Annotated in this window: 17 protein-coding genes; 12 read left to right on the top strand and 5 right to left on the bottom strand. The window is 74.0% G+C overall.

Annotated features, from left to right (window positions below; all coding sequences use genetic code 11):
* Positions 1-91 precede the first annotated feature (91 nt).
* From rplT to ACWGH1_RS14895, 7 genes are all read left to right on the top strand, one after another.
* On the top strand, positions 92-478 hold the full coding sequence (gene rplT, locus ACWGH1_RS14925; protein WP_007263143.1) for a 50S ribosomal protein L20: 387 nt from the start codon (positions 92-94) through the stop codon (positions 476-478).
* A gap of 186 nt (positions 479-664) precedes the next feature.
* The gene (locus ACWGH1_RS14920; protein ID WP_453357869.1) at positions 665-1,525 is read left to right on the top strand and encodes a TrmH family RNA methyltransferase; all 861 of its coding nucleotides are present in this window, start codon (positions 665-667) and stop codon (positions 1,523-1,525) included.
* 58 nt (positions 1,526-1,583) lie between these two features.
* The gene (locus tag ACWGH1_RS14915; protein ID WP_453408701.1) at positions 1,584-2,747 is read left to right on the top strand and encodes an ATP-binding protein; all 1,164 of its coding nucleotides are present in this window, start codon (positions 1,584-1,586) and stop codon (positions 2,745-2,747) included.
* 141 nt (positions 2,748-2,888) lie between these two features.
* Positions 2,889-4,016, top strand: a complete 1,128-nt coding sequence (pheS, locus tag ACWGH1_RS14910; protein WP_453356012.1) for a phenylalanine--tRNA ligase subunit alpha — start codon at positions 2,889-2,891, stop codon at positions 4,014-4,016.
* Positions 4,016-6,544, top strand: a complete 2,529-nt coding sequence (pheT, locus tag ACWGH1_RS14905) for a phenylalanine--tRNA ligase subunit beta (protein ID WP_453408700.1) — start codon at positions 4,016-4,018, stop codon at positions 6,542-6,544. The genes pheS and pheT overlap by 1 nt, the downstream gene beginning before the upstream one ends.
* Before the next feature lie 515 nt (positions 6,545-7,059).
* Complete coding sequence (locus tag ACWGH1_RS14900; protein ID WP_453408699.1) at positions 7,060-8,397, top strand: transcriptional regulator; 1,338 nt, start codon at positions 7,060-7,062, stop codon at positions 8,395-8,397.
* A gap of 52 nt (positions 8,398-8,449) precedes the next feature.
* Positions 8,450-8,980: an NUDIX hydrolase gene (locus tag ACWGH1_RS14895; RefSeq protein WP_453408698.1), complete on the top strand. Its 531-nt coding sequence runs from the start codon at positions 8,450-8,452 to the stop codon at positions 8,978-8,980.
* Between the two features lie 10 nt (positions 8,981-8,990).
* Here the strand turns inward: ACWGH1_RS14895 and ACWGH1_RS14890 are convergent, their stop codons facing one another.
* Positions 8,991-9,884 (bottom strand): 3-hydroxybutyryl-CoA dehydrogenase, encoded by an 894-nt coding sequence (locus ACWGH1_RS14890; RefSeq protein WP_453408697.1) that lies wholly within the window; start codon positions 9,882-9,884, stop codon positions 8,991-8,993.
* A gap of 154 nt (positions 9,885-10,038) precedes the next feature.
* On the opposite strand from ACWGH1_RS14890, the gene ACWGH1_RS14885 reads away from it, so the two are divergent.
* A complete protein-coding gene (locus ACWGH1_RS14885; RefSeq protein ID WP_453408696.1) occupies positions 10,039-11,292 on the top strand; it encodes a glycoside hydrolase family 10 protein in 1,254 nt (417 codons plus the stop codon).
* Between the two features lie 40 nt (positions 11,293-11,332).
* Here the strand turns inward: ACWGH1_RS14885 and ACWGH1_RS14880 are convergent, their stop codons facing one another.
* Positions 11,333-11,530 carry a DUF1918 domain-containing protein gene (locus tag ACWGH1_RS14880; protein WP_453354551.1) on the bottom strand — a complete coding sequence of 66 codons (198 nt, stop codon included), beginning with the start codon at positions 11,528-11,530 and terminating at the stop codon, positions 11,333-11,335.
* A gap of 56 nt (positions 11,531-11,586) precedes the next feature.
* Complete coding sequence (locus tag ACWGH1_RS14875) at positions 11,587-12,492, bottom strand: DMT family transporter (protein WP_453354550.1); 906 nt, start codon at positions 12,490-12,492, stop codon at positions 11,587-11,589.
* On the opposite strand from ACWGH1_RS14875, the gene ACWGH1_RS14870 reads away from it, so the two are divergent.
* Together ACWGH1_RS14870 and ACWGH1_RS14865 are read left to right on the top strand one after the other, a co-directional pair.
* A complete protein-coding gene (locus ACWGH1_RS14870; RefSeq protein WP_453354549.1) occupies positions 12,491-13,933 on the top strand; it encodes an aminotransferase-like domain-containing protein in 1,443 nt (480 codons plus the stop codon). The genes ACWGH1_RS14875 and ACWGH1_RS14870 overlap by 2 nt on opposite strands.
* 56 nt (positions 13,934-13,989) lie before the next feature.
* Positions 13,990-14,739 (top strand): N-acetyltransferase, encoded by a 750-nt coding sequence (locus ACWGH1_RS14865; protein ID WP_453354548.1) that lies wholly within the window; start codon positions 13,990-13,992, stop codon positions 14,737-14,739.
* Between the two features lie 3 nt (positions 14,740-14,742).
* On the opposite strand, the gene ACWGH1_RS14860 is transcribed toward ACWGH1_RS14865, so the two are convergent.
* Together ACWGH1_RS14860 and ACWGH1_RS14855 are read right to left on the bottom strand one after the other, a co-directional pair.
* Positions 14,743-14,877, bottom strand: a complete 135-nt coding sequence (locus ACWGH1_RS14860; RefSeq protein WP_453354547.1) for a hypothetical protein — start codon at positions 14,875-14,877, stop codon at positions 14,743-14,745.
* A 116-nt stretch (positions 14,878-14,993) separates the two neighbouring features.
* Complete coding sequence (locus ACWGH1_RS14855) at positions 14,994-15,164, bottom strand: hypothetical protein (RefSeq protein ID WP_453354546.1); 171 nt, start codon at positions 15,162-15,164, stop codon at positions 14,994-14,996.
* An 86-nt stretch (positions 15,165-15,250) separates the two neighbouring features.
* On the opposite strand from ACWGH1_RS14855, the gene ACWGH1_RS14850 reads away from it, so the two are divergent.
* Positions 15,251-15,649, top strand: a complete 399-nt coding sequence (locus ACWGH1_RS14850) for a CGNR zinc finger domain-containing protein (RefSeq protein WP_453354545.1) — start codon at positions 15,251-15,253, stop codon at positions 15,647-15,649.
* Positions 15,650-15,728: 79 nt separating this feature from the next.
* Positions 15,729-16,787 carry an MBL fold metallo-hydrolase gene (locus ACWGH1_RS14845; protein WP_453354544.1) on the top strand — a complete coding sequence of 353 codons (1,059 nt, stop codon included), beginning with the start codon at positions 15,729-15,731 and terminating at the stop codon, positions 16,785-16,787.
* Positions 16,788-16,818: the final 31 nt, after the last annotated feature.

Genomic DNA, 16,818 nt, shown 5'->3' with positions numbered 1-16,818 from the left:
CCCTCGCCGGGAGCGGTACGTCGAGACCGGGACCCCATCTGAATTCGGGCCGTGTGAAGACACCCGCGGCCCCGCTACAAGGAGTTAAAAAGTGGCACGCGTCAAGCGGGCAGTAAACGCCCACAAGAAGCGCCGGGCGATCCTCGAGGCGGCCTCCGGCTACCGCGGTCAGCGTTCGCGCCTGTACCGCAAGGCCAAGGAGCAGGTCACCCACTCGCTGGTCTACAACTTCAACGACCGCAAGAAGCGCAAGGGCGACTTCCGTCAGCTGTGGATCCAGCGCATCAACGCCGCTGCCCGCCAGAACGGCATGACGTACAACCGCCTCATCCAGGGTCTCAAGGCCGCCAACATCGAGGTGGACCGCAAGATCCTCGCGGAGCTGGCCGTCAACGACGCCAACGCGTTCGCCGCGCTCGTCGAGGTCGCGCAGAAGGCCCTCCCGGCCGACGTCAACGCCCCGAAGGCCGCTGCCTAAGGACTGGCCGGCCGCGTAACGCAGTCGGCACCCACGGACCCGCAGGCGAATCGCCTGCGGGTCCGTGTGCTTGCGCCCCGCCCGCCGGGGCCCCGCGACCCCGCTCGTCTCCGACCGGCCAGCCCCCCGGGCCGCAGGTCCCGCCGGAGCCGCGCACCGGACACCCGAGAAAGAACCGCTGACGCCATGGGCACCCCCGCCGAGCTGATCTCCCCCCGATCCCCGCGGGTGGCCGCCGCCAGGCGCCTGGCGCGGCGCAACTTCCGCACCAAGGAGCGCCGGTTCATCGCCGAGGGCCCGCAGGCGGTCCGCGAGGCCGTCGAGCACCGCGGCCCCGGGGGCACCCCGACCCTGATCGAGCTGTTCGCCACCGTCGAGGCCGCCGAGCGGTACGCCGACATCGTCGAGGCCGCGCTGCTGGCCGGGGCGCGCGTGCACTACGCCTGCGACGAGGTGCTCGCCGAGGTCTCGCAGACCGTCACCCCGCAGGGACTGGTCGGCGTCTGCCAGTTCCTCGACTCGCCGTTCGAGGACGTCCTGGCGGCCGGCCCCAAGCTGGTCGCCGTCCTCGCGCACGTACGCGACCCCGGCAACGCCGGTACGGTGCTGCGCTGCGCGGACGCGGCCGGCGCCGACGCGGTGGTGCTGACCGACGCCTCCGTGGACCTGTACAACCCGAAGTCCGTCCGGGCCTCGGTGGGCTCCCTCTTCCACCTGCCGGTGGCGGTCGGGGTGCCGGTGGAGCAGGCCGTGGCGGGCCTGCGGGCCGCGGGCGTACGGATCCTCGCCGCGGACGGGGCCGGGGAGGACGACCTGGACGCGGAACTGGACGCGGGCACCATGGGCGGGCCCACCGCCTGGGTTTTCGGCAACGAGGCGTGGGGCCTGCCGCAGGAGACCCGGGCGCTGGCGGACGCCGTCGTACGCGTCCCGATCCACGGCAAGGCGGAGAGCCTGAACCTCGCCACGGCCGCCGCGGTGTGCCTGTACGCGTCCGCGCGTGCACAGCGGGCGTCCGGAGGGTGCCGCTCCGTGACCCCCAGCTAGTAATGTGGCGGCCCGGGGGGCCCACTGCGGTACTCGGAGATGTGGGGTAGACGGGGACATGAGCGTCGGTACGAACAGCTCGCCGGCGGCCGCCGGAGCGGCCGGGCCGCCGCGCCGCGCCGTGCCCGCGGAGGCCGCCCCGGCGGACCTGGGAGCCCTGGGGATGGACGCCGACGACCTCCCCGACGGCCTGGTCGTCGCCGACGACACCGGGCGGGTCATCTGCTTCAACTCCGCCGCCGCCAGGATCACCGCGCTCGCGCCCGGCGAGGCCCTCGGGGCGCGGATCGACCGGGCGCTGCCGCTGGAGGACCTCGAAGGCCGCCGCTGGTGGACGCTGACCGATCCGTACGGGGGCCTGGCCACCCGGCGGGGACAGCCTGAGCGCAACCTGCTGCTCCCGGGCGGCCGGGAGGTCCTGGTCTCCGCCCGCTACGTGCGCACCCACCCCAAGGGCCCGCTGCGCCGCCTCGTGATCACCCTGCGCGGCACCGAGGCGCGGCGGCGCACCGAGCGCAGCCACGCCGAGCTGATCGCCACCGTCGCGCACGAGCTGCGCTCCCCGCTGACCTCGGTCAAGGGCTTCACCGCGACCCTGCTCGCCAAGTGGGGCCGGTTCACCGACGACCAGAAGCGGCTGATGCTGGAGACCGTCGACGCGGACGCCAACCGCGTCACGCGGCTGATCGCGGAACTGCTGGACATCTCCCGCATCGACTCCGGGCGGCTGGAGGTGCGCCGCCAGCCGGTGGACATCGCCACCGCCGTCGGCCGGCACGTACAGGCGCTCACCGCGAACGGGCAGGCCCCCGACCGGTTCCTCGTCCGGGTCAGCCGGCCGCTCCCCGACCTGTGGGCCGACCCGGACAAGATCGACCAGATCCTGGGGAACCTGCTCGAAAATGCGGTGCGGCACGGTGAGGGAACCGTCACCATCGACGTATCGCCGACCACCTTCGCGAACGCCGCGGGGAAGACCGAGAAGGGAACCGCCGTCACCGTGACCGACGAGGGCCCCGGTATCCCCGAGGAGTCGATGGGCCGCGTGTTCACCCGCTTCTGGCGGGGCAGCAAACGCGGCGGCACCGGCCTCGGCCTGTACATCGTCAAGGGCATCGTGGAGGCCCACGGGGGCACCATCACGGTCGGCCGCGGCCCCGGCGGCGGCGCCGAGTTCCGATTTATCCTGCCCGTCGCCGCCCCGGCCTACCTCACGCAGTAACCCTGCGGAGCGTCTCGCCAGGCGGCCCACGGGCCCCTTCACCCCCGGCGACCTTTAGACTCGTGCTTTGGCACCTTTGTGTCCTTGTGCAGATCGAGTCGTACGGGGACCACCAGCCAGCCATCGGAAGTACGGGAAGAGATGTCGGCACCGAACAAGTCGTACGACCCTGTCGAGGTCGAGGCACTGAAACCGGAAGAGATCGAGCGCATGCGGGACGAGGCGCTCGCCGCCTTCGCGGCCGCCGGCGACCTCGACGAACTCCGTGAGGCGAAGACCGCGCACATGGGCGACCGCTCGCCGTTGGCGCTCGCCAACCGCGAGATCGGCGCCCTGCCGCCCCAGGCCAAGGCCGAGGCCGGCAAGCGCGTCGGCCAGGCCCGCGGCGCCGTGAACAAGGCCTTCGGGGCCCGCACCGTCGAGCTCGAGGCCGAGCGCGACGAGCGGGTGCTGGTCGAGGAGGCCGTGGACGTCACGCTGCCCCACGACCGCGTCCCGGCCGGCGCCCGGCACCCTCTGACCACCCTGATGGACCGCATCGCGGACATCTTCGTGGCCATGGGGTACGAGGTCGCGGAGGGCCCCGAGGTCGAGGCGGAGTGGTTCAACTTCGACGCCCTCAACTTCACGCCCGACCACCCGGCACGCCAGATGCAGGACACCTTCTTCGTCCGGGGGCCGGAAGGCACCGAGGGCGACGAGTCCGGCGTCGTGCTGCGCACCCACACCTCCCCGGTGCAGGCGCGCTCGCTGCTGGAGCGCAAGCCGCCCGTCTACATCGTCTGCCCGGGCCGGGTCTACCGCACCGACGAGCTCGACGCGACGCACACCCCGGTCTTCCACCAGGTCGAGCTGCTCGCCGTGGACGAGGGCCTGACCATGGCGGACCTCAAGGGCACCATGGACCACATGGTCCAGGAGCTGTTCGGCGAGGGCACCACCACGCGGCTGCGCCCGCACTTCTTCCCGTTCACCGAGCCGTCCGCCGAGATGGACATGCAGTGCTACGTGTGCCGCGGCGAGTCGGTGGGCAACCCCGACCGCCCGTGCCGTACCTGCTCCAGCGAAGGCTGGATCGAGCTGGGCGGCTGCGGCATGGTCAATCCCAAGGTGCTCATCGCCTGCGGTGTGGACCCCGAGAAGTACAGCGGGTTCGCCTTCGGGTTCGGCATCGAACGGATGCTGATGTTCCGCCACAACGTCGAAGACATGCGAGACATGGTCGAGGGTGACGTCCGTTTCACCCGGCCGTTCGGGATGGAGATCTGATGCGGGTCCCGCTTTCTTGGCTGCGGGAGTACGTCGACCTCCCCGCGGGTGAAACCGGCCGCGACGTCGCGGCCAAGCTGGTCGACGCCGGCCTCGAGGTCGAGACCGTCGAGCAGCTCGGCGCCGGGCTCAAGGGCCCCCTCGTCGTCGGCCGGGTGCTGACCATCGAGGAGCTGGAGGGCTTCCGCAAGCCCATCCGCTTCTGCACGGTCGACGTCGGCCGGGCCAACGGCACCGGAGAGCCGCAGGAGATCGTCTGCGGCGCCCGGAACTTCTCCGTCGGCGACAAGGTCGTCGTGGTGCTGCCCGGCGCGGTGCTGCCCGGCGACTTCGCGATCGCCTCGCGCAAGACGTACGGCAAGACCTCGCACGGCATGATCTGCTCCGGCGAGGAGCTGGGCATGGGCGACGACGGCACGCACGGCATCATCGTGCTGCCGCCGGAGCACGAGGTCGGTACCGACGCGATCGAGCTGCTCCAGCTCGTCGACGAGGTCCTCGACATCGACATCACCCCCGACCGCGGCTACTGCATGTCGATGCGCGGGGTGGCCCGCGAGGCCGCCACCGCCTACGGCCTGCCGCTGCGCGACCCGGCGCTGCTGGACGTGCCCGCGCCGAACTCGTACGGCTACCTCGTCAAGATCGACGACCCGGCCGGCTGCGACCGCTTCACCGCCCGCACGGTGACCGGTGTCGACCCGGAGGCGCGCTCCCCGATCTGGCTCACGCGCCGCCTGCAGAAGGCGGGCATGCGCCCGATCTCGCTCGCCGTCGACATCACCAACTACGTGATGCTGGAGCTCGGCCAGCCGCTGCACGCGTACGACCGCTCGCGCCTGGACGGCGCCATCGGCGTCCGCCGTGCCGAGCAGGGCGAGACGTTCACCACCCTCGACGGGGTCAAGCGCACCCTCGACGCCGAGGACCTGGTGATCACCGACAACAGCGGGCCGATCGGGCTCGCGGGCGTCATGGGCGGCGCCAACACCGAGATCGCCGACTCCGTGACCGACCCGGAGACCGGCCAGGTCACCGGCACCACGGACGTCGTCATCGAAGCCGCGCACTTCGACTCCGTGTCGGTCTCGCGCACCGCCCGCCGCCTCAAGCTGTCCTCCGAGGCGTCCAAGCGCTTCGAGCGCGGCGTCGACCCGCAGGCCGCCGCCGCGGCCGCGCAGCGGACCGTCGACCTGCTCGTGCTGCTCGCGGGCGGCACCGCCGAGGCCGGCGTCACCGAGCTCACCGCTCCGGGCGCCCCGCGCACCATCGCGATGCGCGCGGACCACCCGGACCGGGTGGCGGGCATGGAGTACGGCCGCGAGACCGTCGTGCGCCGCCTCCAGGAGATCGGCTGCGACGTGTACGGGCAGGACGAGCTCGTCGTCACCGTCCCGTCGTGGCGGCCCGACCTCGCCGAGCCCAACGACCTCGCCGAAGAGGTCATCCGGCTGGAGGGCTACGGGAATCTCCCGTCCACCCTGCCTCAGGTGCCCTCCGGCCGCGGCCTGACCGCCCGGCAGCAGCTGCACCGCCGGGTCGGCCGGGCGCTGGCCGGCGCGGGCTACGTCGAGGCGCTCAGCTACCCGTTCCTCGGCGAGGGCGTCTTCGACCAGCTCCAGCTGCCCGCGCACGACGCGGCCCGGCAGGTCGTCAAGCTGGTCAACCCGATCTCCGACGAGGAGCCGGCGCTGCGCACGACGCTGCTGCCGGGCCTGTTGGGCGCGCTGCGCCGCAACGACAGCCGGGGCAGCCACGACCTCGCGCTCTTCGAGACCGGCTCCGTCTTCCGGGCCGCCGGGCGGCCGGGCGTCGCCGTACGGCTGCCCGTCGACCGGCGACCCACGGACGAGGAGATCGCCACGCTGAACGCCGCCCTCCCGGAGCAGCCGCGGTACGCCGCGGTCGTGCTGGCCGGGGCGCGCGAGCAGGCCGGCTGGTGGGGCAAGGGCCGACCGGCGGACTGGGCGGACGCCGTCCAGGCGGCGCGCTCGCTGGCCGTGGAGGCCGGTGCGGAGCTGGTGGTGCGGCAGGGTCAGTACGGCCCGTGGCACCCGGGCCGGTGCGCGGAGCTGGCCGTCACCCTGGACGGGGTGGAGACGGTCATCGGCCACGCCGGTGAGCTGCACCCACGGGTGGTCAAGGCGATGGGCCTGCCGGCGCGCACCAGCGCCATGGAACTCGACCTGGACCGCCTCGCGGCGGCCGGTGGCGAGGCCGTGCAGGCGCCGCGGATCTCCACCTTCCCGGTGGCGACCCAGGACGTCGCGCTGATCGTGGACGCCTCCGTGCCGGCTTCGGCGGTGGAGGACGCGCTGCGCCAGGGCGCGGGCGAACTGCTGGAATCGCTGCGGCTGTTCGACGTGTTCACCGGCGAGCAGGTCGGGGCGGGCAAGAAGTCCCTGGCCTACGCGCTGCGCTTCCGCGCGGCCGACCGGACGCTGACGGCGGAGGAGTCGACGGCGGCCCGCGACGCGGCCGTTGCGCTGGCCGCTGAGCGTACGGGGGCGGTGCTGCGCGGCGCGTGACGCTGCCGCGGGCTTCGGCGAGGGGCGCATCCGGTGATCCGGGTGCGCCCCTCACCCATTGCCGGGCCGTTCGGCCGCGCCGCCGCACGAGCGCCCCCGGGCTGCGCCCGGGCCTGCGGGGCTCCGCCCCGCACCCCGCGCCCCAAACGCCGGCGGGGCTGAAATGACCCGCGGACGGGACGGCGCACCGGGTCCCGGTGGGAGGGCCCGGTGCGCGGTCGCCCCGGTTCCGGCCGGGCCCGGCGACCAACCGGGCTGCGGCGGAACCGCGGCGCGCCGCCCGCCTGCCGTGGAGTGTCGGGCAGACAACAGGACGGGCGGCGCGGTGCCGGGTCGTCGCACTGTACGAGGGGGAGCCGACGACCCGAGCGGCCTCTTGGCGAGGCCCTTAAGTGAAGCGCTCCCGGGCACCCCCGCGGCAGGGTGCGTATCGCATTTATGCGCGTACTCGGTTCACACCCCGTGTGAACCCCGCACCCACTAGCCTGAACGGGACAAGCCCTTGGAGGGGCCCCATGCAGCCCAACGCCCTGCTCGACGCCCTCCTCGCCGAGGCGGGAATGTCCCACGCCGGCCTCGCCGCGCACGTCAACCAGGCCGGCCGGTCCCGCGGACTCGCGCTGCGCTACGAACACACCGCCGTCTCCCGCTGGTTGAGGGGGCAGCGGCCGCGCGGCCAGGTGCCGGAGCTGATCTGCGAGGTGCTCGGCGGGCGGCTGCGGCGGCCCGTCTCGCTGGACGACGCCGGGCTCGGCCCGCCGGGGCAGCCCGCGGCGCACCCGACCCCGCTCAGCGGCTTCGTCGACCGCGCCGCCGCGCTCTGGCGGGCCGACGAGCAGGGGCGGTCCCGGCCGACGGCCGTGGAGGCGCTCACCGGAACGCCCGCCGTGATCCCGGTCTGGGAGTGGGAGAACCCGCCCGAGGACTGCGACGTGTCCCGCGAGGGATCCCACCCCATCGGGCCGGAGCACATCGAGACACTGACCGCCGCCCGCGCCCACTACGAGCTGATGTACCGCCGCTCGGGCGGCCTCGCCACCCGGGCCCGCATCGTGCGCTTCCTCGGCAGCGAGACCGCCCCCATGCTGCGCGGGAGTTACCCCGACGCCCTCGGGCGGCAGTTGCACCGGGCGACGGGGTCCCTGGTGGCGGTGGCGGGGATCTGCGCGTACGACTCGGACGCCCACGGCCTCGCCCAGCGGTACTTCCACCAGGCGCTGCGGCTCGCGAAGGCCAGCGGCGACCGCGGGCTCGGCGCGTACGTCATCGCACTGCTCGTCAACCAGTCGCTGCACCTGCGGGAGTACCGGCAGGCCGTCGCCTTCGCCGAGGCCGCGCTGCGGGCCGCGGGCCGGCACACCACCCCGGCCCTGGCCGCCGATCTGTACGCGATGCAGGCCAAGGCCTACGCCCGACTCGGGGACGGGGCCGCCGCGTCGGCCTGCATCCGGCGCGCGGAGGCGGCCGCCGAGCGGATCCGTCCTGGCGCGGAGCCGGCCGAGACCGGGTACGTACAGCCGGGGCTGGTCAACGTACAGGTGGCCGAGGCGCTGCTCAGCCTCGGCGATCTGGCGGCCGCGCACGAACAGGCGGCGGCCGCCGCCGGAACCCCGGCGCACGACCGCGGCCGGGTCCACCGGCTGGCCATGCTGTGCGAGATCCAGCTGCGCCAGGGGGAGGCGGACCGGGCCGTGGCGGCCGCGGCCGAAATGGCGGAGCGGGCCCGGGGGATGGAGTCGCTGCGGTTGCGCGACCGGTTGCGCGCGGTCCGGGAACAGCTGCTGACCAGCGGCTGTGCCGGCGCCGAGGAGACCACCCGGCTCATCGACGGGGCGCTGCGCGTTCCCCTGTGACGTCCGCAACTGCTGCCATGTTGCCACCCGTTCGAAGAAAGGTGGCAAAGCCGTGCAGTGGACGAACCTGAGTGAGCAGACCGTGTACAAGAACCGCTGGTTCGATGTGAACCTCGCCGATGTGGAACTCCCCGACGGACGGCACCTGGACCATTTCGTGATCCGGCTGCGGCCCGTCGCCGCGGCCACGGCCGTCAACGACGCCAACGAGGTGCTGCTGCTGTGGCGCCACCGCTTCATCACCGGCAGCTGGGGCTGGGAGCTGCCGGCCGGGGTGGTCGAGGACGGCGAGGACGTCGCGGCCGCGGCCGCCCGCGAGATGGAGGAGGAATCGGGCTGGCGGCCCGGCCCGCTGCGCCACCTGATGACGGTCGAGCCCTCCAACGGGCTGACCGACGCCCGCCACCACCTCTACTGGGCGGACGGGGCCACCTACACCGGCCACCCCGAGGACGACTTCGAATCCTCGCGCCGGGCCTGGGTGCCGCTCAAACAGGTCCCGGACATGATCGCCCGGGGCGAGGTACCGGCCGCCAACACGGCGGCCGGCCTGCTCCTGCTGCGCCACCTGCGCCTGGGCTGAGCCGTCGGGCTCAGCCGTACGGGTAGAAGCCGGAACCCGTCTTGCGGCCGAGGCGGCCGGCGTCGACCATCCGCTGGAGCAGCGGGGGAGCGGCGTACAGCGGCTCCTTGAACTCGGCGTACATGCTGTCGGCGACCGAGGCGACGGTGTCCAGGCCGATCAGGTCCGCCAGCTTCAGCGGGCCCATCGGGTGCGCGCAGCCCAGCTCCATGCCGTTGTCGATGTCCTCCCGGCTGGCGATGCCGGACTCGAACATCCGGATCGCCGACAGCAGGTACGGGATGAGCAGCGCGTTGACCACGAAGCCGGACCGGTCCTGGGCGCGGATCGCGTGCTTGCCGAGCACGTCCCGCACCAGGGCCTCGGACCGCTTGATGGTCTCCTCGCCCGTGGTCAGCGCGGGGATCAGCTCCACCAGCTGCTGGACGGGTGCCGGGTTGAAGAAGTGGATGCCGATCACCTGGTCGGGCCGCGAGGTCGAGACGGCCAGCTTGACCAGCGGGATCGAGGAGGTGTTGGACGCCAAGATCGCGTCCGGACGGGTGACCACCTGGTCCAGGACCTGGAAGATCTCCGTCTTGACCTGCTCGTTCTCGACGACGGCCTCGATGACGAGGTCGCGGTCGGCGAACTCGCCGAGGTCGGTGGTGAACGTGAGGCGGGCCAGGGTGGCGTCCCGCTCCTCCTCGCTGATCTTGCCGCGTTCGGCGGCCTTGGTCAGGGAGTTGTACAGCCGGGTACGTCCGATCTCCAGGGCCTCGCCCGTGGTCTCGGCGACCTTGACCTCAAGGCCACTGCGGGCGCACACCTCGGCGATGCCCGCGCCCATCTGGCCACAGCCCACTACGCCGACTCGAGTGATGTCGGAAGGGAGGTCAGTCACTTCGTGCCTTTCGCTGCTCATCCGTCGGCGGGTCCCCCGTGCTCGGCAGTGGTAACTGCTGTCCGGCGCCCGCCACGCCCCACGACGTTACCCCCGACCTTCCCCCCGGTGGCGGCCCGGGGCGGGCATGCTGGGCGAACGCGAGCGATGTCACAGAGCGGAACGGAGTGGTCACATGGCGCACATCGGACGACGCAGGCTGCTGGCCGGAGCGGCGGGCCTGCTGGCCGCCGGGGCCGCGGCGGGCCCCGCGCGGGCCGCAGGGGCCGCACGGGGGGCCGCGGGCGAGCGCCGGCGGGCCGCCACCGCCGAGTTCCGCGGCATGTGGATCGCCTCCGTGGAGAACGTCGACTGGCCTTCGAAGGCCGGGCTGTCCGCAGACCGGCAGCGCGCCGAGCTGCTGAGCCTGCTGGACACCGCCGTGGAGCGCCGGCTGAACGCCGTGGTCCTCCAGGTCCGGCCGGCGGCGGACGCCCTGTGGCCCTCGCCGCTGGAGCCCTGGTCGCAGTGGCTGACCGGGGTCCAGGGTGGCGACCCCGGCTGGGACCCGCTGGGTACGGCGGTCGCCGCCGCGCACGAGCGCGGGCTGGAGCTGCACGCCTGGTTCAACCCGTACCGGGTGGCCAACCACACCGACCCCGGCCGGCTCGCCGCGACCCACCCGGCCCGCCGCAACCCCGAGTGGGTGGTCCCGTACGGCGGGAAGCTGTACTACAACCCCGGGCTGCCGCAGGTGCGGCGGTTCGTGCAGGACGCCATGGCCGACGCCGTGGCCCGCTATCCGGTGGACGGGGTGCACTGGGACGACTACTTCTACCCGTACCCCGTCGAGGGCGAGGACTTCGACGACGACGAGGCGTTCGAGGAGTTCGGCGGCGGGTTCGACTCCCGGGCGGACTGGCGCCGGGACAACACGGACGCCCTCGTGCGGGAGATGTCCGAGCGGCTGCGCCGGATCCGGCCGGCGGCCCGCTTCGGCGTCAGCCCGTTCGCCGTGTGGCGCAACGACGACGTGGACCCGCGGGGCTCACGCACCCGCGCGGGCGTCGGCACGTACGACGACCTGTACGCGGACACCCGCAAGTGGGTCAAGGAGGGCTGGATCGACTACATCGTGCCGCAGGCCTACTGGCAGCTCGGCCACCCGACCGCCGACTACGCCGAGATCGTCCCCTGGTGGGCCCGTACGGTCGCCGGGACGGGAGTGAGCCTGTACGTGGGGGAGGCGCTGTACCGCTGCGACGCCGACAGCCCGACCGAGGCGTGGCGGGACCCGGCGGAGCTGTCGCGGCACGTGCGCTTCGCCAAGGACCACCCCGAGGTCCGCGGCCACGTCTACTTCTCGGCGAAGCAGGTGGTCGCGGACCCCAACGGGGCAATGGCCCGGGTGGTCGCCGATCACTACCCGACGCCGGTGCCACCGCGCTGACGGCGGCTGCGGCCGTGCGCGGGCGGCGGGAGAGGAGGAGTCACTGGGGGGATTCGGGCGGGTGCTTCACCACGCAGTCGGGGCCCGGGGACATCACGGCCTCGTGCCCGTCCTGGAAGCGGACCCGGTAGGGAGGGGTGCCGTTCTCTCCCAGCACCTGCGTGATCTCTCCGACCTTGTCGTGCTGGCCCACGATCCTGCCGTGCTGCACCAGTTGGTCGCCCTCGGTCGCGCGCATAGCTGACCTCCTCGGTGGCGGTCCGATCCGTGCTAGCAGTTTAGGCCGACAAAGGCCTATTTGGCCCGTTGGGTCACGGCGATGCAGACCAGGACCGCGCAGGCGGCCACCGGCGCGGCCGGGGACAGCCGTTCGCCCAGCAGGGCGACCGACCAGACCAGTGTCAGCAGCGGCTGGGCGAGCTGGAGCTGGCTGGCCCGGACCGCGCCGATCTCCGCCATGCCCCGGTACCAGACGTACAGGCCGAAGAAGGACGACCCGGCCGCCACCCAGACCAGCCCGGCGACGCCGTGCCAGTTCAGGTGCACGGGCTCGTACGCGAGCCCGGCCACCGAGCCGGCCAGCCCGATGGGCAGGCACAGCACCAGGGCCCAGCCGATCACCTGCCAGCCGGGCAGGACCCGCGCCAGCCGCCCGCCCTCCGTGTAACCGGCCGCGCACACCAGCAGCGCGCCGAACAGGTACAGGTCGCCGGCCGAGAGGGAACCGCCGCTCTGCCCGAGGGTGAAGCCGAGGACGACCACCGCCCCGGTGACGGCCGCGGCCCAGAAGCGGCCCGAGGGCCGGGCGCCGGTGCGCAGCGAGGACACCACCGCCGTGGTCAGCGGCAGCAGCCCCACCACCACGGCGGCGTGCGAGGTGGTGGAGGTCTGGAGCGCGAGGGTGGTCAGCAGTGGGAAGCCGACGACGACCCCGGCCGCGACGACCAGCAGCCCCGCCCAGTGCTCCCGCGCCGGAAGCGGTACGCGGAGGGCGAGCAGGAAGCCGCCGGCCACCACGGCGGCGAGGACGCCGCGCAGGGCGACGAGCGACCAGGGGCCGAAGCTCTCAAGGCCCCACGCGGTGCCGGGGAAGGTCAGGGAGAAGGTGGTGACGCCGAGCGCGGCCAGCGCGGTGCCGCTCCGCGCCGCCCCCCGGACCGCTATCGGGGAGGAGAGAGTAGCGCTATTCTGTGCAGTCATGTACGAGCGTAGCAGTGTGGCGTCCTTGGCAGAATCCCTGCGAGCGGAGCTCAACCGCTACTCGGTGGGTGGGAAGCTGCCGTCGAGTCGGGCCCTGGTGGAGCGCTACCGGGTCAGCCCCGTCACCGTCTCCCGGGCCCTCGCCCAGCTCGCCGCGGAAGGGCTCGTGGTCACCCGGCCGGGCGCCGGGGTGTTCCGCGCGCCGCCCCGTACGTCGGCCCCCGCGCCCGGGGACACCTCGTGGCAGGAGGTCGCCCTCACCGCCGAGGGCGCCGGGGACGTCGTACCGCGTTCCGTCGACGCCTCCGGGGTACTGGTGACGCTGGCGGCGCCGCCGCCCGGGGTGATCGAGCTGCACAGCGGCTACCTGCACCCTTCGCTCCAGCCCGAGCGGGCCATGGCCGCGGCCCTGGCCCGGGCCGGACGCCGCCCCGGGGCCTGGGGGCGGACACCGGTGGAGGGTCTGCCCGAGTTGCGCGACTGGTTCGCCCGGGACATCGGCGGCGCGGCCCGCGCCCTCACCGCCGCCGACGTCCTGATCACCGCGGGCGGGCAGAGCGCGCTGACCACCGCGCTGCGGGCGCTGGCGCCGCCCGGGGCCCCCATCCTGGTGGAATCGCCGACCTATCCCGGTCTGCTCGCGATCGCCCGCGCCTCGGGGTGCCGGCCCGTGCCGGTCCCGGTCGACTCCGAGGGGGTCCGGCCGGAGCTGCTGGCCGCCGCCTTCGAAGCGACGGGCGCGCGGGTCTTCGTATGCCAGCCGCTGTTCCAGAACCCCACCGGCGCGGTGCTGTCGGCGGCGCGGCGCGGCGCGGTGCTGCGGATCGCGCGGGCCGCCGGGGCCTTCGTGGTCGAGGACGACTACGCCCGGGCGCTGGCCCACGAGGACGCCGGACCGCTGCCCGCGACGCTCGCCGCCGAGGACGAGGACGGGGTGGTGGTCCACGTCCGGTCCCTGACCAAGGTGACCTCGCCCAGCATGCGGGTGGGTGCGCTGGCGGCCCGGGGCCCGGTGCTGGACCGGCTGCGCGCCATCCAGGTCGTGGACAGCTTCTTCGTGCCCCGGCCGCTCCAGGAGGCCGCCCTCGAACTGGTCGGCGCCCCCGCCTGGCCGCGGCACCTGCGGGCCGTCGCCGCCGAGCTGCGCCACCGCCGGGACGTGCTCGCGGGAGCGCTGCGCCGTGAGCTGGCCGCCCTGGAGCTGCCCCACCTGCCGCGCGGGGGCTACCAGTTGTGGGTCCGGCCGGGGGAGGGCGACGACGACGCCGCCTTCGTGGCGGCCGCGCTGCGGGCCGGTGTGGCGGTCGCCCCGGGCCGGCCCTACTTCTGCGCGGAGCCGCCGGGTCCGTACGTCCGGCTCAGCTTCGCCGGGGTCGCCGCGGCGGCGGAACTGACCGAGGCGGTCAGGCGGCTCCGGGACGGCCTGGGCCGACGGCCCTGAACGCGGGCGCGGCAAACCGGTTGAGGCGGCCCGGCCCGCGATCTAGCCTCCGTGGGATGACCGGCATCCTGATCACCACGCTCGCGCGGCGGCCCGAACTCACCGACCGGCTGTGGGACATGGCGAACCCCTGGCCCGCGTTCGCCGCCCACGATCCCGTCTCCTCGCTGCTGTACCCGTGGATGGCGGCGGAGCTGGCGGACTACGTGTTCATCGCCACGGACGGCGACGAGGTGGTCGCCCGGGCGTTCAGCGTGCCCTTCGCGCTGCACTCGGAGGGCCGCGGCGGGGCGCTCCCCGCGCGGGGCTGGGACCAGGTCCTGATGTGGGCCTTCGCCGACCGGCGGGGCGCGGTGGAGCCCGACACGGTCAGCGCCGTCGAGATCACGGTCGCCCCCGGCCGGCAGGGCCAAGGCCTGTCCGGGCGGATGCTCGCCGCCATGCGGGACAACGCCCGGGCGCACGGGTTCGCGGAGGTGGTGGCGCCCGTACGGCCGACCGGGAAGCCGGCCGAACCGGACACCCCGATGGGGGAGTACGCGTTCCGGACCCGGGCGGACGGGCTGCCGTACGACCCGTGGCTACGGGTCCACGTGCGGGCGGGGGCCGTCATCGACTCGGTGGCCCCGCTGTCCATGACGATCAGCGGCTCGACGGCGCAGTGGCGGGAGTGGACGGGCCTGCCGTTCGACGTGCCGGGACCGGTGCGCGTGCCCGGGGCACTGGTCCCCGTGCACTGCGAACCGGACCACGACCACGCGGTCTACGTCGAACCGAACGTCTGGGTCCGCCACCCGCTGGGCTGAGACTCACGCCTCGGGGGTCTGGTCGGCGGCCACCTCGACGGGGTCGGGCGCCGGCCGGGAGACGAGGTCCTCGAAGGCGCCCATCCCGATCAGGAACAGCATCATCAGAACAGGTACGCACAGGGCTGCGAAGAGCACGAGAGCCTCCCCATGGGAACCCGAAGGAACTCCGCCTGGCTCGGCCGGCCGCACCGGCGGTGGCCATGCCCAGTGTGCGTCCGAACGGGGTGCGCTGCATCTCGGCGCCCCCGCAGTCAGCCGGGCAGGCCCGACCCGGCCCGTACGGCGGCCGGGGCCTGGGCGCGGCGGGGCCGCGTCGCGCGGCCGACGAGCGGTCCGACGACGAGGAGTTGGGCGGCGGCGAGGACGAGACAGAAGACCGCCGTGCCGGCCCACAGGGCGGTGACCCCGGCGTGGGCGAGCACAGCGCCCCGTCCCGCCACGGCCGGACCGGCTCTTCGCGGGCGGCGGTCCGGGCGGCCGCGCGGGGGCGGTCGGCGGGCAGCGCGAGGTGCAGGACCAGGGCACAGACCAGGCTGGTGAGCGCGTCGGCGACGAACAGCCGGCGCAGGTCCCACCGCCCCAGGGCCGCCGCGATCAGTCCGGCGCCGGTGCCGCCGGCGGCGAGGGCGGCGGCCAGCAGGAGTGTAGGCGCGCACCCGCTCGACGGGCCCGACGGCGTCGGCGGTCATCGCCTGGCTCGGCGGCTCGTACCGGGCCGCGAGCCGGCCGCCGGCCAGCCGGGAGGGGATCGTCGCGCGGCGGCCCGGCGGGGCGGCTCGGCGTGTGCCGGGCCGTCCGCTGCGACCGCGTGTACGTCGACACCTCCCGCAACGCGGGACGGCAGTTCTGCTCCACCGCCTGCCAGAACCGCACCAAGGCCGCCGCTTTCCGCGCCCGCAAGGGGTGAGCGGGACACCGCGCCCGGTGCGGCGTACGCTCGTCCGCAAGGGCTGTCAGCGGGATCTCCCATGATCGCGGGAGGGTTCATGACCGCGCTCGGTGACCTGATCCGGATCGACGACCGCACCGTGCTGGTCCTAGGTCAGGAGCTGGACGTCGAGCACGGCCGGCCGGACGTCGCCAACGCCCTCGTCCACCGGGCCGACACCACCTTGGTGCTCGTCGACACCGGTGCCACGGCGGCCTTCCGCACCGCCCTGCGGGAGGCGGCCGACAGGGTCGGGCCGTGGTCGCGGGCGCTGGTGCTGACCACGCACGGCCATGTCGACCACGTCGCCAACAACGACCTGGCCGACGAGCTGGGCGTACCGGTCGAGCACTACGTACCCGCTCCCGACGTCGCCCAGATGTGCGACCCCCTCTCGTACTGGGTGCCGTCCTTCGACCGGATCGCCGGACTGGCGCCACTGCCCCCGCCCGCCCTGCTCGCCGACCGGCTGGTGTCGCTCTTCCAGCCGTTGCGGCCCTTCGGCGCGACCACCCGGACGTACGAGGAGCGACCGCTGGAGCGGATCCGGATCGGCTCGCAGCGGTTCACCGGCTGGGCCTTCGCCGACGGCGCGGTCCGCGTGCTGCGCAGCCAGGGGCACTGTGCCGGGCACGTCATCGTGCACCTGGACGACTGCGGCGTCCTCCACCTGTCCGACGAGGGCAACGGGGCCTGCGGGGCGATGGCCGACGCCGACCAGCTCAAGATCCAGACCACCCTGGGTGCCGTCGCCGCCCTCTTCGAGGAGGGCGAAGCCGCGCTCCTCACCGACGGGCACACCTTCACCGTGCGCCGTGGCCCCGAGGCGGTGTCCTTCCTGGACGGGCTGCTGGCGCAGGCCACCGCCCTGCAAGAGGCGGCGCTCGGGCTGACGGGCGGGAGCGGGCAGGTCCGGCCCGGCGCGTTCACCGCCCGTTACGCACGGGCCGGCGCCGAACTCGGCGTCGGCGGAGCCAATCCGAATGCGATGTTCACCGCCATGACAGCGGTCAACCAGCTGCGCGAGCTGGGCCTGCGACCACGGCCCGGCGACGCCGACGCCCCCTGGTCCCGGCCCCCGCTCCACAACCCCGCCGCCCCGCCCCCGGGGCCCTGAACCGCTCCCCGGGCCGGTGGCGGAGGCGCAT

The organism is Streptomyces sp. NPDC054883 (genome assembly GCF_053610645.1).
The sequence above is the reverse complement of the archived record's forward strand: the minus strand, read 5'-3'. Positions and strand labels throughout refer to the sequence as shown.

Excerpts from the sequence above, each read along its gene's own strand:
- ACWGH1_RS14920 (WP_453357869.1), top strand. The coding sequence starts at position 665 with ATGGGCACCCCCGCCGAGCTGATCTCCCCCCGATCCCCGCGGGTGGCC.
- ACWGH1_RS14915 (WP_453408701.1), top strand. The coding sequence starts at position 1,584 with ATGAGCGTCGGTACGAACAGCTCGCCGGCGGCCGCCGGAGCGGCCGGG.
- pheS (WP_453356012.1), top strand. The coding sequence starts at position 2,889 with ATGTCGGCACCGAACAAGTCGTACGACCCTGTCGAGGTCGAGGCACTG.
- pheT (WP_453408700.1), top strand. The coding sequence starts at position 4,016 with ATGCGGGTCCCGCTTTCTTGGCTGCGGGAGTACGTCGACCTCCCCGCG.
- ACWGH1_RS14900 (WP_453408699.1), top strand. The coding sequence starts at position 7,060 with ATGCAGCCCAACGCCCTGCTCGACGCCCTCCTCGCCGAGGCGGGAATG.
- ACWGH1_RS14890 (WP_453408697.1), bottom strand. The coding sequence starts at position 9,884 with ATGAGCAGCGAAAGGCACGAAGTGACTGACCTCCCTTCCGACATCACT.
- ACWGH1_RS14885 (WP_453408696.1), top strand. The coding sequence starts at position 10,039 with ATGGCGCACATCGGACGACGCAGGCTGCTGGCCGGAGCGGCGGGCCTG.
- ACWGH1_RS14880 (WP_453354551.1), bottom strand. The coding sequence starts at position 11,530 with ATGCGCGCGACCGAGGGCGACCAACTGGTGCAGCACGGCAGGATCGTG.
- ACWGH1_RS14870 (WP_453354549.1), top strand. The coding sequence starts at position 12,491 with ATGTACGAGCGTAGCAGTGTGGCGTCCTTGGCAGAATCCCTGCGAGCG.
- ACWGH1_RS14875 (WP_453354550.1), bottom strand. The coding sequence starts at position 12,492 with ATGACTGCACAGAATAGCGCTACTCTCTCCTCCCCGATAGCGGTCCGG.
- ACWGH1_RS14865 (WP_453354548.1), top strand. The coding sequence starts at position 13,990 with ATGACCGGCATCCTGATCACCACGCTCGCGCGGCGGCCCGAACTCACC.
- ACWGH1_RS14845 (WP_453354544.1), top strand. The coding sequence starts at position 15,729 with ATGACCGCGCTCGGTGACCTGATCCGGATCGACGACCGCACCGTGCTG.